At 73.0% G+C, this 13,717-nt stretch carries 13 protein-coding genes and 1 riboswitch; of the genes, 6 read left to right on the top strand and 7 right to left on the bottom strand.

Annotated features, from left to right (window positions below; genetic code table 11):
- Nucleotides 1-60: 60 nt before the first annotated feature.
- Together EV284_RS28145 and thrC are read right to left on the bottom strand one after the other, a co-directional pair.
- Nucleotides 61-336: a MoaD/ThiS family protein gene (locus EV284_RS28145; RefSeq protein WP_130339023.1), complete on the bottom strand. Its 276-nt coding sequence runs from the start codon at nucleotides 334-336 to the stop codon at nucleotides 61-63.
- A complete protein-coding gene (thrC, locus tag EV284_RS28150; protein ID WP_130339025.1) occupies nucleotides 333-1,607 on the bottom strand; it encodes a threonine synthase in 1,275 nt (424 codons plus the stop codon). The genes EV284_RS28145 and thrC overlap by 4 nt, the downstream gene beginning before the upstream one ends.
- Before the next feature lie 17 nt (nucleotides 1,608-1,624).
- Nucleotides 1,625-1,782: riboswitch (SAM riboswitch) on the bottom strand.
- Between the two features lie 136 nt (nucleotides 1,783-1,918).
- Here thrC and EV284_RS28155 point away from each other — a divergent pair.
- Nucleotides 1,919-2,863, top strand: a complete 945-nt coding sequence (locus tag EV284_RS28155; RefSeq protein WP_130339027.1) for a glucosyl-3-phosphoglycerate synthase — start codon at nucleotides 1,919-1,921, stop codon at nucleotides 2,861-2,863.
- Between the two features lie 73 nt (nucleotides 2,864-2,936).
- The gene (locus tag EV284_RS28160; protein ID WP_207229156.1) at nucleotides 2,937-4,352 is read left to right on the top strand and encodes a trehalose-6-phosphate synthase; all 1,416 of its coding nucleotides are present in this window, start codon (nucleotides 2,937-2,939) and stop codon (nucleotides 4,350-4,352) included.
- Here EV284_RS28160 and otsB read toward each other — a convergent pair whose 3' ends face one another.
- The 3 genes from otsB to EV284_RS28175 are packed head-to-tail and all read right to left on the bottom strand — an operon-like array spanning nucleotide 4,353 to nucleotide 6,773.
- Entirely contained in the window at nucleotides 4,353-5,213 is an 861-nt protein-coding gene (otsB, locus tag EV284_RS28165; RefSeq protein WP_130339029.1) for a trehalose-phosphatase, read from the bottom strand.
- 49 nt (nucleotides 5,214-5,262) lie between these two features.
- Entirely contained in the window at nucleotides 5,263-5,487 is a 225-nt protein-coding gene (locus EV284_RS28170) for a DUF3263 domain-containing protein (RefSeq protein ID WP_130339031.1), read from the bottom strand.
- A 35-nt stretch (nucleotides 5,488-5,522) separates the two neighbouring features.
- The gene (locus tag EV284_RS28175) at nucleotides 5,523-6,773 is read right to left on the bottom strand and encodes an extracellular solute-binding protein (RefSeq protein ID WP_130339033.1); all 1,251 of its coding nucleotides are present in this window, start codon (nucleotides 6,771-6,773) and stop codon (nucleotides 5,523-5,525) included.
- Nucleotides 6,774-6,911: 138 nt separating this feature from the next.
- On the opposite strand from EV284_RS28175, the gene EV284_RS28180 reads away from it, so the two are divergent.
- The 3 genes from EV284_RS28180 to EV284_RS28190 all read left to right on the top strand — a co-directional run bounded on the left by EV284_RS28180 (nucleotide 6,912) and on the right by EV284_RS28190 (nucleotide 10,058).
- Nucleotides 6,912-7,856, top strand: coding sequence for an ROK family protein (locus tag EV284_RS28180; RefSeq protein WP_130339035.1), 945 nt, complete (start codon nucleotides 6,912-6,914; stop codon nucleotides 7,854-7,856).
- Entirely contained in the window at nucleotides 7,856-9,010 is a 1,155-nt protein-coding gene (gene nagA / locus EV284_RS28185) for an N-acetylglucosamine-6-phosphate deacetylase (protein WP_130339037.1), read from the top strand. Before EV284_RS28180 ends, nagA begins: the two co-directional genes overlap by 1 nt.
- A gap of 118 nt (nucleotides 9,011-9,128) precedes the next feature.
- A complete protein-coding gene (locus EV284_RS28190; RefSeq protein WP_130339039.1) occupies nucleotides 9,129-10,058 on the top strand; it encodes a 1-phosphofructokinase family hexose kinase in 930 nt (309 codons plus the stop codon).
- A 13-nt stretch (nucleotides 10,059-10,071) separates the two neighbouring features.
- Here EV284_RS28190 and EV284_RS28195 read toward each other — a convergent pair whose 3' ends face one another.
- Both EV284_RS28195 and cdgB read right to left on the bottom strand, forming a co-directional pair.
- Nucleotides 10,072-10,992 (bottom strand): CBM35 domain-containing protein, encoded by a 921-nt coding sequence (locus tag EV284_RS28195; protein WP_130339041.1) that lies wholly within the window; start codon nucleotides 10,990-10,992, stop codon nucleotides 10,072-10,074.
- A gap of 153 nt (nucleotides 10,993-11,145) precedes the next feature.
- Complete coding sequence (cdgB, locus tag EV284_RS28200; RefSeq protein ID WP_130339043.1) at nucleotides 11,146-12,798, bottom strand: diguanylate cyclase CdgB; 1,653 nt, start codon at nucleotides 12,796-12,798, stop codon at nucleotides 11,146-11,148.
- Between the two features lie 305 nt (nucleotides 12,799-13,103).
- Here cdgB and EV284_RS28205 point away from each other — a divergent pair, with 305 nt between their 5' ends.
- Nucleotides 13,104-13,676, top strand: a complete 573-nt coding sequence (locus EV284_RS28205; protein WP_242625848.1) for a flavin reductase family protein — start codon at nucleotides 13,104-13,106, stop codon at nucleotides 13,674-13,676.
- Nucleotides 13,677-13,717 lie beyond the last annotated feature (41 nt).

Consider the following 13,717-nt stretch of genomic DNA (forward strand, 5'->3'; position numbering starts at 1 on the left):
GGCCCCCTCCGTTTGTCTTGCGAAGGGGGCCACACAGAGGACCATTACCGACGGTAAATTTCAGCCGCCGGCGACCGCCGGAATGATGGAGACACCCGCGCCGTCGGGCGTGGCGGTCTGAAGTCCGCCCTCGAAACGCACGTCGTCGTCATTGACGTAGACATTCACGAACCGGCGCAGCCTGCCCTGGTCGTCCAGGACGCGGGCGGAAATGCCCTGGTGGCGCTTCTCCAGGTCCTCGATGACCTCCGCGAGCGTGCCGCCCTCGGCGGCGACCTCGGCCTGGCCGCCGGTGTAGGTACGCAGGATGGTCGGGATGCGAACGGTCACGCTCATGCGAGGCCAGCCTCTCGGAAGGAGTCCAGGTTCGGGCGGATGGTCGCGGACAGGCCGGTACCGGCGACCGCGTCCAGGGTCTTGAGGCCGTCGCCGGTGTTGAGGACGACGGTGGTGAGCGAGGGGTCCAGCGCGCCGGACTCGATCAGCTTGGCGGTGACGCCGACCGTCACCCCGCCCGCCGTCTCGGCGAAGATGCCCTCGGTGCGGGCCAGCAGCTTGATGGCGTCCACGATCTGCGGGTCCGTCACATCCTCCACCGCCCCGCCGGTGCGGCGCGCGATGTCCAGCACGTACGGCCCGTCGGCCGGGTTGCCGATGGCGAGGGACTTGGCGATGGTGTCCGGCTTCTGCGGCCGCACCACGTCGTGTCCCGCCTTGTAGGCGGCCGACACGGGCGAGCAGCCCTCCGCCTGGGCGCCGAAGATCTTGTACGGCCTGTCCTCGACCAGGCCGAGCGCGATCAGCTCCTTCAGCCCCTTGTCGATCTTGGTGAGCTGGGAGCCGGAGGCGATCGGCACCACGAGCTGGTCGGGCAGCCGCCAGCCGAGCTGCTCGCAGATCTCGTACGCCAGCGTCTTGGAACCCTCGGCGTAGTACGGGCGCAGGTTGACGTTGACGAAGCCCCAGCCCTCGCCGGCCGGGTCGCCGATCAGCTCGGAGCAGAAGCGGTTCACGTCGTCGTAGTTGCCCTCGATGCCGACCAGCTCACCGCCGTAGACCGCGGCCATGACGACCTTGCCCTGCTCCAGGTCGTGCGGGATGAACACGCAGGAGCGCAGGCCGGCGCGGGCGGCGGCGGCGCCGACGGCCCCGGCCAGGTTGCCGGTGGAGGAGCAGGAGAGGGTGGTGAAGCCGAAGGCGCGGGCGGCCTCCAGCGCCTGGGCGACGACGCGGTCCTTGAAGGAGTGCGTCGGGTTGCCGGAGTCGTCCTTCACGAACAGCCCGCCGGTGACGCCGAGTTCACTCGCCAGGCGGTCGGCCTTGACCAGCGGGGTCCAGCCGGGGTTGAGGTTCGGCTTGTCGGCCACGTCGGCGGGGACGGGCAGCAGCGGGGCGTAGCGCCAGATGTTCGCGGGGCCGGACTCGATGCGCGCCCGGAGCTTCTCGGTGTCGTACGCGGAGAAGTCGTAGGCGATCTCCAGCGGTCCGAAGCACTCCTCGCAGGCGAAGACGGGACCGAGCGGGACGCGGTGTCCGCACTCCCGACAGCTCAGGGCGGCGGCGGGTCCGAGATCGACGGTGGGGGTGGCGACAGTCTGCACAGCCATGGAGGCGAGGCCCTTTCTCCTCATCTTCCTCACGACGCATCTCGCCGTGAGACGGATTTGGCACCTTCCCTAGCCGGGAGCCTCGCGCGTGCCGCGGTGTGTCGCGCACGGGAGACCGGCTGGAGGGTTGCCGGGGCTTCATCGGGCCGTTTCCCTCTGCCCCTCTGGATGAGCGGTATTCGGTTGTGGACGCCGTCCGACCTCGACATGCGATGGTCATCGGCGTTGTTCAAGACTGTAACCGAAGGCCAGGAGAGTTGAAGGTGTCGTCCGAACCGCGAGATGGATCAGGCAGTGAGGAGCCGCAGACCATGATGGAAGAAACCGAGCGCTGGCTGGCCACCCGCTCCTGGTCCGTGGCCGACCGCCCGCTGCACCGCGTGCTGGCCGCCAAGCAGCGGTCCGGGCAGCGCGTCTCCGTGGTGCTGCCCGCGCTGAACGAGGAGGCGACGGTCGGCGAGATCGTCTCCGTGATCCGCCACGACCTGGTCTTCCAGGCGCCGCTGGTGGACGAGATAGTCGTGGTGGACTCCGGGTCCACCGACCGCACCGCCGAGGTGGCCGCTGCCGCGGGCGCGCGGGTGGTGCACCGGGACGAGATCCTGCCCCGGCTGCCCGCCGTGCCCGGCAAGGGCGACGTGCTGTGGCGCTCCCTGCTGGCGACCGACGGCGACATCATCGCCTTCGTGGACGCCGATCTGCGCGAGTTCTCCTCCGACTTCGTGCTCGGCATCGTCGGCCCGCTGCTCACCGATCCGGGGATCGACCTGGTCAAGGCGATGTACGACCGTCCGCTGGGCGGCGCCGCCGGGCAGGGCGGCCGGGTGACCGAGCTGATGGCGCGCCCGCTGCTGAACATGCACTGGCCGCAGCTCGCCGGGTTCGTGCAGCCGCTGGGCGGGGAGTACGCGGCCCGGCGCTCCCTGCTGGAGCGGCTGCCGTTCCCGGTGGGGTACGGGGTGGAGCTGGGCATGCTGGTGGACTCGCTGCACCTGGTCGGGCTGGACGCGCTGGCCCAGGTGGACGTGGGCGTGCGCAAGCACCGGCACCAGGACGGGCAGGCGCTCGGCCGGATGGCCGCCGCGATCTACCGCACCGCGCAGCTCCGGCTAGCGCGCGGGCACCTGGTGCGGCCGGTGCTGACCCAGTTCGAGCGGGGGGTGAGCGGGTTCGAGCCGCGTACGTACTCCGTGGACACCGAGGAGCGGCCGCCGATGGCGGAGATCGCGGAGTACGCGGCGCGGGAGGTGGCGTGAGCGGGCCGTATACGGTCCGGCTCGCCGGTCGCGCGTACGTTTGAGCATTTGTGGGCCGGGCTAGGTTGAGGCCATGGCTACGCAGGGTGCTGAGGTGCTGGTCGCGTCCAATCGCGGCCCGGTTTCGTACACGGTGGGTCCCGACGGGTCCCTGAGTTCCCGCCGGGGCGGCGGCGGTCTCGTCTCGGGGCTGTCGGCGATCGGTCCGGACACGGACGCGGTGTGGGTGTGTGCCGCGCTCGGGGACGGCGACCGGGAGGCGGTGCGGCGCGCGGGCGGCGGACTGCTGCCCGCCGAGGACACCGGCGGCCAGCGGGTGCGGATGCTGGACATCGACGCTGGGGTCTACGCCGACGCGTACAACGGGATCGCCAACTCCGCGCTGTGGTTCGTGCACCACATGATGTACCAGACGCCGCTGGAGCCGGTGTTCGACGCGGAGTTCCGCCGGCAGTGGGACGCCTACCGGTCCTACAACCAGGCGTTCGCCGAGGCGCTGGCCGAGGAGGCGGCGCCGGGGGCGGCGGTCCTGGTCCAGGACTACCACCTGGCGCTGGCCCCCCGGATGCTGCGCAAGCTCCGCCCCGACCTGCGCATCGGGCACTTCTCGCACACCCCCTGGGCGCCGCCGGACTACTTCCGCCTGCTCCCCGACGACATCGCGGCCGAGCTGCTCACCGGCATCCTGGGCGCGGACCGGGCGGCCTTCCTGACCCGGCGCTGGGCGGACGCGTTCACCGACTGCTGCCACGCGGTCCTGGGTCCGGGCATCCCCTCGGGTACGGAGATCGGGGTGCACGGGCTCGGCGCGGACGCGGAGTTCCTGCGGGAGCGGGCGCACCGGGCCGACGTGGACGAGCGGATGGCGGTGCTGCGCGAGCAGATCGGCGAGGGGCGCCGGTCGATCGTCCGGGTGGACCGCACCGAGCTGTCCAAGAACATCGTGCGGGGCCTGCTGGCGTACCGCCGCCTCCTGGAGGACCACCCCGAGTGGCGCGAACGCGTGGTCCACGTCGCCTTCGCCTACCCCTCCCGCCAGGACCTCGCCCTGTACCGCTCCTACATGGACGAGGTACGCCGGGTCGCGGAGCAGATCAACGCCGAGTACGGCACGCCCGGCTGGACCCCGGTCCTGCTCCACCTCGACGACGACTTCGCCCGCTCCCTGGCCGCGTACCGCCTTGCCGACGTGGCCCTGGTGAACCCCATCCGCGACGGCATGAACCTGGTCGCGAAGGAGGTCCCGGTCGTCTCCGACGAGGGCGTGGCCCTGGTGCTGTCCCGCGAGGCGGGCGCCTACGAGGAGCTCTCCGAGCACGCGATCACGGTCAACCCGTACGACGTCGTCGGCACGGCCGAGGCCCTCCACGAGGCCCTGACCCTCCCGGACGCCGCCCGCGCCGAACGCTCCAAGCACCTCGCCGACGCGGCGACGGCGCTGCCCCCGACCAAGTGGTTCCTGGACCAGCTGGACGCGCTGCGGGGCTGATCAGCCGGTGCGGTCCGCGAGGGCGGCGAGCAGGTTCACCACGCCCTCCGGGCCGTCCACCACCAGGTCGGCGCGTTCGGCCAGTTCCGTCACCTCGCTGCTGCCGCTGCACACCAGGAGGCACGGGACGCCCTCGGAGCGGAGTTTCTCCAGGGCCGCGAAGGCGGGGAGATCGCCGAGGTCGTCGCCGGCGTAGAGGACGGACTCGGCGCCGGTGGCGCGGAGGTGGTCGAGGAGGGCCACGCCCTTGTCCATGCCGGGCGGGCGGATTTCGAGGACGAGACGGCCGGGTTCGACGATGAGGCCGTGGCGGGTGGCGAGGTCGGTGAGGGGGGCCCGGAGGGTTTCGAAGGCGGCTTCGGGATCCTCTGCGCGGCGGGTGTGGACGGCGACCGCGCGGCCCTTCTCCTCGATCCAGGTGCCGGGCCAGGCGCCCGCCCGGTCCAGCACGCCGGGGAGTTCCGCGCGGACCGCGGCGATGCCGGGGTGCGGGGCGGGCGCGGTGACGTCTCCGGTCGCGGCGTCCCAGCGCTCGGCGCCGTAGTGGCCGAGGACGACGAGGTGCTCCAGGCCGGGGACCCCGGCGAAGCCGCCGTTGCGGACCGCCACCCCGGCCGGGCGGCCGGTGACCACGGCGACGGAGGCCACCTTCGGCGCGAGCGCGGCCAGCGCGGGCACCGCGCCGGGGTGGGCGCGGGCCTGGTCGGGGTCGGCGACGATGGGGGCCAGGGTGCCGTCGAAGTCGAGGCCGATCACGGCGGTGCGGGGTTGCCGGAGCAGCGCCCGCAGGCCGTCGCGGCCCGCCTGGGTCACCGGTACCGGCAGCGCGCTGTCCTCGGCGGTGTTGTCAGGGTTGCCCATAGGGCGACACTATCCGCGCCGGGCCGCCCTCACGCCTCCGAAAGGGGCTCTACCGCTGCGACCTTCGCGCCTCGCGGACCCGCCGCAGCCGGTTGACCGTCACCGGGTCGTGCCGGAGGGCACGCTCGTCGTCCAGCAGGGCGTTGAGGAGCTGGTAGTAGCGGACCGGGGCCAGCCCGAGCTGCTCGCGGATGGCGCGCTCCTTCGCGCCGGGGCCGGGAAAGCCCCGGCGCTCCAGCGCGAGGATCGCCTTCTCACGGCTGCCGAGTTCCATGCCGGCAACCGTAACCCCGACCGCTGACAGCGGGCTCAGCGCTGGGACTGGGCCGTGCTGTCGGCGGCCGTGGCGGCGGCCTGGAGCCGGGTGAGGACGCCCGCGGGGCTGCCGTCGGGGGAGACCGCCTGCCCGATGTCCTTCTTCACGGCGGCGCTGACCGCCGCCCAGGAGGTCTTGTTCACCGGGTACTGCTCGGCGGTCGGCAGCTGCTCCAGGAAGGCGCGCAGCGGCGCGTCGGACGGGGCGTCCGACTGGCTCATCGCCTCGGACGCGGAGGTGGTGACGGGCAGCAGACCGTACTTGCGGGAGAAGTCGAGCACGTTCTTCTGCTCGTACACGAAGTCCAGGAAGCCGCCGATCTGGCGCGCGTGGCCGTTCTGCCTGAAGGCCAGCATCCAGTCGGTGACACCCATCGCGGCCCGCGCCCGCCCGGTGCGGCCCGGCATCGGGACCATGCCGAACTTCACGCCCTTCGCCTCCACCTGCCGGATCAGCGTGGGGTGGCCGTTGAGCATGCCGACCTGACCGTCCGCGAACGCGGCGAACGCGGCGGCCCGGTTGAGCCGGCCGGGGGCGACGGGCCCGGTGAGCCCCTTGCCCACCAGGTCGTCCTTGAGCCAGGTGAACGTCTCCCCGTTCAGCGCGGAGTCGATCGTGTAGGTGCCGATGTCGTCGGTGTAGCCGCTGCCGCCGCTGAGCAGCCACTGCATGGTCTCGGCCTGCGCCTCCTCCGGGCCGAGCGGCAGCGCGAACGGGTACTTCACGCCCTTGGCCTTGAGCGCCTCGGCGTCGGAGGCCAGCTCGTCCCAGGTGGTGGGCGGGGTGATCCCGGCCTGCCGGAACAGCGACTTGTTGTAGAAGAGCACGCGCGTGGAGGCCGCGAACGGCATCGCGTACGGCGTGTGGTTCCAGTCCCCCGCGTCGGCGAGCTGCGGCACGAAGTCGGCCTGGGTGCCGATGGAGAGCGTGTCGGACATCGGGTACAGCTTCCCCGAGGCCGCGTAGTCGGCGTACGCGCCGATCTGGGCCATGTCGGGGGCGTTCCCGGAGTCGACCATCTCCTTCACCTTGGCGTCGACGTCGTTCCAGGAGTAGACGCTGACCTGGACCTTCACATCGGGGTGCTTCGCCTCGTACGCGTCGACCAGGGCGGACCAGTACTTCTTGGAGCTGTTGGCGGCCGAGTCGCCGTAGTCGGCGGCGACCAGCTTCAGGGTCACCTGGGAGGAGCCCGTGCTCCCACAGCCGCCGAGCAGCGCCGTCATGCCCAGTGCGGAGACCACCGCGATCGTTCCTGCCGTAAGCCGACGCACCCTCAGAACCCCTGTCCCCTTGGTCAGACCATTCGATTTCGAACGCATAAGGTCTACACCACGTGAGTGGACTAGACCTTTCTCGGGTCGGCGGGTCACACTGGGCCGGTGAGACATGTCATCGCCCTGGACGTGGGCGGTACCTCGATGAAGGCCGCGCTCGTCGGCGAGGACGGCGCGGTGCTGCACCGCGCCCGCCGCGCGACGGACCGTGAGGGCGGACCGGACGCGGTCGTCGACGGCCTCCTCGACTTCGCCGCCGACCTGCGCGCGCACGGCGCCGAGCACCTCGGCGCCCCCGCGCTCGCGGCCGGCGTCGCCGTCCCCGGCACCGTCGACGAGGCGAACGGCACCGCCCTGTACTCGGCCAACCTCGGCTGGCGCGACGTACCGCTGCGCGCGCTGCTCACCGAGCGGCTCGGCATGCCCGTCGCCCTCGGCCACGACGTGCGCACCGGCGGCCTCGCCGAAGGCCGGGCCGGGGCCGGCCGGGGCACCGGCCGCTTCCTCTTCGTCGCGCTGGGCACCGGCATCGCCGGGGCGATCGGCCTGGCCGGCGGTGTGGAGGCGGGCGCGAACGGCTTCGCCGGGGAGATCGGCCACATCGTGGTACGCCCCGGCGGCCGCCCCTGCCCGTGCGGCCAGACCGGCTGCCTGGAGCGGTACGCCTCCGCGGCCGCCGTCGGCACCGCCTGGGCGGCGGCGAGCGGCCGCGCGGACGCGGACGCCGCCGACTGCGCGCGGGCCGTCGCCGCCGGGGACCCGGACGCGGCCCGCGTCTGGACCGAGGCGGTCGACGCGCTCGCGGACGGCCTCGTCACCGCGCTCACCCTGCTCGACCCCGGCACACTGATCGTCGGCGGCGGGCTCGCCGAGGCCGGTGACGTGCTGTTCCGGCCGCTCGCCGCGGCCATCGAGCGCCGGATCACCTTCCAGGGCGCGCCCGTCCTCGTCCCGGCCGCGCTCGGTGACGGCGCCGGGTGCCTGGGCGCGGCGCTGCTCGCCCGGGACCTGCTCCGGCACATCCCCCAGACCACGGAGGTACGCACCTGATGGCCGACAACAGCGCACGCCCGCTGGTGCTCACCGGCGGCACCGTGGTGCTGCCCACGGGCGAGGTGCCGGGCGGGCGGGTCGCCGTCGACGGCCGCCGGATCGCGGAGCGCGCGCCCGAGGGCGCCGACGTGCTCGACGTGACCGGCCACTGGGTGGTGCCCGGCTTCGTGGACCTGCACAACCACGGCGGCGGCGGAGCCGCCTTCTCCGGCGGCGCCGAGGACGCGCTCACCGCCGTCCGCACCCACCGCGAACACGGCACGACCACGCTGGTCGCCTCCACCGTCACCGACGACCTGGACGTACTGGCCCGCCAGGCCGGGATGCTGGCCGAACTGGCCGAGCAGGGCGACATCGCGGGCATCCACTTCGAGGGGCCGTTCATCTCCCCGTGCCGCAAGGGCGCGCACTCCGAGGCACTGCTGCGCGACCCGGACCCGGCCGCGGTCCGCAAGCTGGTCGACGCCGCGCACGGCCACGCGAGGATGGTCACCCTCGCCACCGAACTGCCGGGCGGCCTGGACTCCGTCCGCCTGCTCGCCGAGCACGGCGTGATCGCGGCCGTCGGGCACACCGACGCGAGCTACGAGCAGACGGTCGCCGCCATCGACGCGGGCGCCACCGTCGCCACCCACCTCTTCAACGCGATGCCCCCCATCGGCCACCGCGACCCCGGCCCGATCACCGCGCTCCTGGAGGACGGCCGGATCACCGTCGAGCTGATCAACGACGGCACCCATCTCCACCCGGCGGCACTGCAGTTGGCGTTCCACCACGCGGGCGCCGACCGCGTCGCCTTCATCACCGACGCGATGGACGCGGCGGGCTCCGGCGACGGCCGCTATCTGCTCGGCCCGCTGGAGGTCGAGGTGCGCGACGGCGTGGCCCGGCTGGTGGAGGGCGGCTCCATCGCGGGCTCCACGCTGACCCTGGACCGCGCCTTCCGGCGGGCGGTCACCGTGGACCGCCTCCCGGTCGCGGACGTGGTCAGGGCGCTGTCGGCCAACCCGGCCCGGCTGCTCGGCATGGCGGACCGGGTCGGCTCGCTGGAGCCCGGCAGGGACGCCGACCTCGTGCTGCTGGACGGCGACTTCGCGCTCAAGGGCGTCATGCGCCGGGGCGAATGGGTGGTCACGCCCCAACTGCCCTGATCCGTACCCGGCTTCATCAGACGGCGTCCGTCCCTCAACTGGGCCGGACGCCGTCTCTTTGGCATGATCGGGGCCCCGGAAACCGAGGCGTACGGACCAGCGAGGGAGGTCGGACCGGGTGATCCTGACGGTCACGCTGAACACCGCTCTCGACATCACGTACCGCGTGGCGTCGCTGCGCCCGCACGCCGAGCACCGGGTGTCGGAGGTCGTGGAGCGGCCCGGCGGCAAGGGCGTCAACGTGGCCCGCGTGCTCGCCGCGCTCGGGTACGCGGTGACGGTCGCCGGTTTCACGGGCGGCCCGACCGGCCAGGTGCTGCGCGAGCGGCTCGCGGCCGCGCCGGGGGTCACCGACGCGCTGGTGCCGGTCACCGGACCGACCCGCCGCACGGTCGCCGTCGTGGACGAACTCACCGGGCGGACCACCCAGTTGAACGAGCCCGGTCCGCACATCGGCGCCGCCGAATGGGCCGCCTTCCTGCGCGCCTACGACACTCTCCTCGCCGACGCCCGGGCGGTCGCCCTCTGCGGCAGCCTGCCCCCGGGCGTGCCGGTGGGCGCGTACGCGGGGCTGATACGGGTGGCCCGGTCGGCCGGGGTTCCGGTGCTGCTGGACACAAGCGGGGAGCCGCTGCGGCGCGGGATCGCCGCCCGGCCCGACATCGTCAAGCCCAACGCGGCGGAACTGGCCGAGCTCACCGGCTCCCACGAGCCGGCCCGCGCCACCCGCGACGCCCGCCGCCGGGGGGCCCGGTCGGTGGTCGCCTCCCTGGGCCCGGACGGTCTGCTGGCCGCGACCCCCGAGGGCCACTGGCGCGCCGCCCCGCCCGCCCGCCTGCGCGGCAACCCGACCGGCGCGGGCGACGCGGCGGTGGCGGGCCTGCTGTCGGGCCTGGTCGACGGCCTCCCCTGGCCCGACCGCCTCACCCGCGCCACCGCCCTCTCGGCGGCGGCCGTACTGGCGCCCACGGCAGGTGAGTTCGACCCGGCGGACTACGCACGCCTGCTGACCGCGGCCACGGTGACAGATGAGGAGTCGGCGGCGTAAAAGCCCGTACGGGCTAGTTGCGCCAGCCCTTCTCCAGCCAGAACTGGTCCAGGTTGACGTCGCACTGGTTGCCGCTGCCGCACGAGATGCTGATCGTGTTCGAGCCCTTCTGGAGCTGGAGGTTGGCCCAGGTGTGGGTCCAGCCGCGCTCCCAGTCGCCCTCGGGGGCGTGGGCGAAGTTCGACATGTTCAGCGGGCGGTTCTGCGAGGTGCCGTTGATCGTCAGTGTGGTGTTGGCGTCCTTGCCCGGCACGCCGTAGTTGACGTTGAGCGTGTACTTGCCCGGCTTCGGCACGTCCACCGTCCAGGTCACCGACGCGCCGACCTGGTTCAGGCCGCCCACGTAGGAGCCGCCCGCCGACTTAGCGCCCTTGACGTCGGAGGCCGGGGCGGCGCCGCCCGCCAGCTGTACCGCGTCGTCGACCGCGTCGGCCTTCGGCAGCTCGCCGGCCTCGCCGGTGCTGGTCGCCTTGGGGCTCCCCGTGGCCTGCTGCGACTGGGTCGGGGAGGCGTCCGCCTGGTCGCCGCCCTTGTCGTCGTCGGAGTTGCCGTTGAGCATCGCGATGCTGATGCCGATGACGACCGCCGCGACCACCGCGATGGCGCCGATCAGCAGACCCTTGGTGTTCGGCCCGCGCCGCCCGCCGCCACCGCCGCCGTGCGACGACTGCCGGGAGGCGGGAGCACCGCCGGGCATCGTCTCCGGTGCCTGGTAGTGGGCCGCGGTCGTCTGCCCGTAGCCGCCCTGCTGCGGGGCGGGCTGCTGCGGCTGGCCGTACCGGCGCTCACCGACCGGGCGCACCCTGTTGACCGCGTTGGGATAGCCGTAACCACCGGACGGCGGCTGGGCCCCCCGGGCCTGGCCGTCGGCGTACAGGTAGCCGAACGGGTCGTCTTCCTCGGGCTTGCTCGCGCCGTTGTCGCCGGGCGTCATCCCTGGGTACTCCTCAACAAGTGCGGGCGGGCGGGGTACGGGGTTGGAATGGCGAGCCTACCCTCCCGCACACCCCGATTCGCTCGGACGGGGGACCCCCGAACGGACGCCCGGAGCGCGGAGCCCGGCACTGTCAGCGCACTGACCAGGGTTTCACCCGGCACGCCGATGCTGTTTGGGACGAGATCGTTTCTCAACGTACATCCGCTCGTCGGCGGACTTCAGCACTTCGTCGGCCGTCATCCCGCAGTGCGCCCAGCCGATGCCGAAGCTGGCGCCCACCCGGACGGCCCGGCCCTCGGCCCGGATCGGCTGGATGATCTCGTTGCGCAGGCGCACCGCGAGGTCGGCGGCGTCCGCCTGGCCGAGGCCGTCGGCGAGGATCACGAACTCGTCACCGCCGAGCCGGGCCACCGTGTCGCCGTCCCGCAGGCCCGCGCTGAGCCGGCGGGCCACCTCGATGAGGACCGCGTCGCCGGCGTTGTGCCCGAAGCGGTCGTTGATCGACTTGAAGCCGTCCAGGTCGCAGAAGAGGACCGCGAGCCCCTTGGTGCCGTCGTCGGGTCCCTGCTCGGGGGCGACGGCGTGCACATGGTGGTCGAAGGCGTCGTACGCCTCCGGGCCCGGCGGGAAGTCGAAGCCGTGGGCGTCGCCGGCGCCGGCCGGGTGGCCGTAGGCGGCGTCCAGGGAGTCCAGGGCGCCGAGGTGGGCGGGTCGGCGGCACAGCCGGGCGGCGAGCCGGGAGCGCAGCTCGGCGGAGTTGGGCAGCCCGGTCAGGGAGTCGTGGGAGGCGCGGTGGGCGAGCTGGAGCTCACGGCGCTTGCGCTCCTCTATGTCCTCGACGTGGGTGAGCAGGAAGCGCGGGCCGTCGGCCGCGTCCGCGACCACGGAGTTGCGCAGCGACACCCACACATAGCTGCCGTCGCGCCGGGCGAGCCGCAGCTCGGCCCGGCCGCCCTCGGCGGAGGTGCGCAGCAGGGTGCCGATGTCCTCGGGGTGGACGAGGTCGGAGAAGGAGTAGCGGCGCATCGCGGAGGCGGGCCGGCCGAGCAGGCGGCACAGGGCGTCGTTGGTGCGCAGGATGCGGCCGTGCTGGTCACCGCCCATCTCGGCGATGGCCATGCCCGAGGGGGCGTATTCGAACGCCTGGCGGAAGGATTCCTCACTGGCGCGCAGGGCCTGCTGGTCGCGTTCCAGGCGGACCAGGGCGCGCTGCATGTTGGCGCGGAGGTGGGCGTTGCTGATGGCGATGGCGGCCTGGAAGGCGTACATCTGCAGGGCCTCGCGGCCCCAGGCGCCGGGGCGCCGGCCGGTGAGCGGGCGGTCGACGGATATGACGCCGAGCAGTCCGCCGCGGGCGCCGCCCTGGGCGCCGGGGGCGTACATCGGGGCGAAGAGGCGGTCGCCGGGGTGCCACTCGTCGGGGACGCGGGGGGCGGGCCCGTCGGTGTACCACTGGGGCACGTCGTCGTCGTCGAGGACCCAGCCCTCGGTGTGGGGTATGAACACCAGGTCGCCCCAGAGTTCGCCCATGCCCAGGCGGCGGTCCCAGGACTCGCGGGAGCCGGTGCGGCCGGTGATGAGGGCCTCGGCGGCGGAGTTGCCGGAGACGGCGGCGACGACCAGGTCGCCGTCGGGGCGCACGAGGTTCACGCAGGCCATCTCGTAGCCGAGGGCGGTGACCGCGCCGTCCGCGACGATCTGCAGGGTGTCGGCCTGGCTGCGCGCGGTGTTCATCTCGGCCATGACCTGGTGAAGCTGACGCAGTGACGTCAGAGGGACGTACGGCTCCTGATCGGTCTCCATGCTCGCCCTCCCCCTGCTGTCCACAGGCTTTTCGCCACTGAATCACAGCGCGCTGCTCACTCGGTACACAGGGTCAACAATTCCGTACTCCTTGTGACTCAAGTCACAGAAGAACTTGAACAATTGAGTGCAGTTTCCGCACTTTCCCATTGCGTTCTCCGATCGCAAAGGCTGCGAAGTTGCGCATATGCCCCTGGCCGGTCCCGGCGGACCCTTCCGCCACAGGTCCGGTCCTTTGGTCCTAGGTCCGGGTTACACCGGAGGCCCGATGCGGTGGCCGCGGGCGGCCGATTAGCGTTTCCGGCGTGCTGAACCCTCCCTCCCCCACCGCCACGGCCGCTTCTGTGCATGCTGAGGGGGTGAGCGACGACGAGTTCCGGGCCGCGATGTCCCGGCTGGCCGCGGGCGTGGTCCTGGTGACCGCGCAGGAACCGCCGCTGGACCCCGACGACCCGTACGCGCCGGGCGGTGAGGACGCGGGCATGACGGCCACGGCCTTCATGTCGGTCTCGCTGGACCCGCCGCTGGTGCTGGTCAGCCTGCGCACCGGCTCCCGCATGGACGACCTGCTGGACGAGCAGCCGCTCTGGGCGGTGTCCGTCCTCGCCGAGCACCAGCGGCAGATCGCGGGGCGCTTCGCCATGAAGGGCCGGGTCAGCGACCGCCTCCTCTTCGCCGACCTCGCCTGCGACCGCGGCGAGGCCACGGGCGCCCCCCTGGTCCCCGACGCCCTGGCCACCCTGGAGTGCCGCACCGAACAGCGCGTCGAGGCCGGCGACCACACCCTCGTCATCGGCCGTGTCCTGACGGCCCGCGTCCCGAGCACGGAGGGCGGCCCCCTGCTGTACTACCGGGGCCGGTACCGGCACTTGGGCTGACGCCCGGAAAGCCGGAGCCCGTGAAGGAGCGTCGGAGCCCA

The sequence above is a fragment of the Streptomyces sp. BK022 genome, from assembly GCF_004217355.1.
Lineage (GTDB): Bacteria > Actinomycetota > Actinomycetes > Streptomycetales > Streptomycetaceae > Streptomyces > Streptomyces griseoluteus.

Bases quoted from the DNA above. Each gene is read 5' to 3' on its own strand.
- EV284_RS28145 (WP_130339023.1), bottom strand. From the start codon at position 336: ATGAGCGTGACCGTTCGCATCCCGACCATCCTGCGTACCTACACCGGC.
- thrC (WP_130339025.1), bottom strand. From the start codon at position 1,607: ATGGCTGTGCAGACTGTCGCCACCCCCACCGTCGATCTCGGACCCGCC.
- EV284_RS28155 (WP_130339027.1), top strand. From the start codon at position 1,919: ATGATGGAAGAAACCGAGCGCTGGCTGGCCACCCGCTCCTGGTCCGTG.
- EV284_RS28160 (WP_207229156.1), top strand. From the start codon at position 2,937: ATGGCTACGCAGGGTGCTGAGGTGCTGGTCGCGTCCAATCGCGGCCCG.
- otsB (WP_130339029.1), bottom strand. From the start codon at position 5,213: ATGGGCAACCCTGACAACACCGCCGAGGACAGCGCGCTGCCGGTACCG.
- EV284_RS28170 (WP_130339031.1), bottom strand. From the start codon at position 5,487: ATGGAACTCGGCAGCCGTGAGAAGGCGATCCTCGCGCTGGAGCGCCGG.
- nagA (WP_130339037.1), top strand. From the start codon at position 7,856: ATGGCCGACAACAGCGCACGCCCGCTGGTGCTCACCGGCGGCACCGTG.
- EV284_RS28195 (WP_130339041.1), bottom strand. From the start codon at position 10,992: ATGACGCCCGGCGACAACGGCGCGAGCAAGCCCGAGGAAGACGACCCG.
- cdgB (WP_130339043.1), bottom strand. From the start codon at position 12,798: ATGGAGACCGATCAGGAGCCGTACGTCCCTCTGACGTCACTGCGTCAG.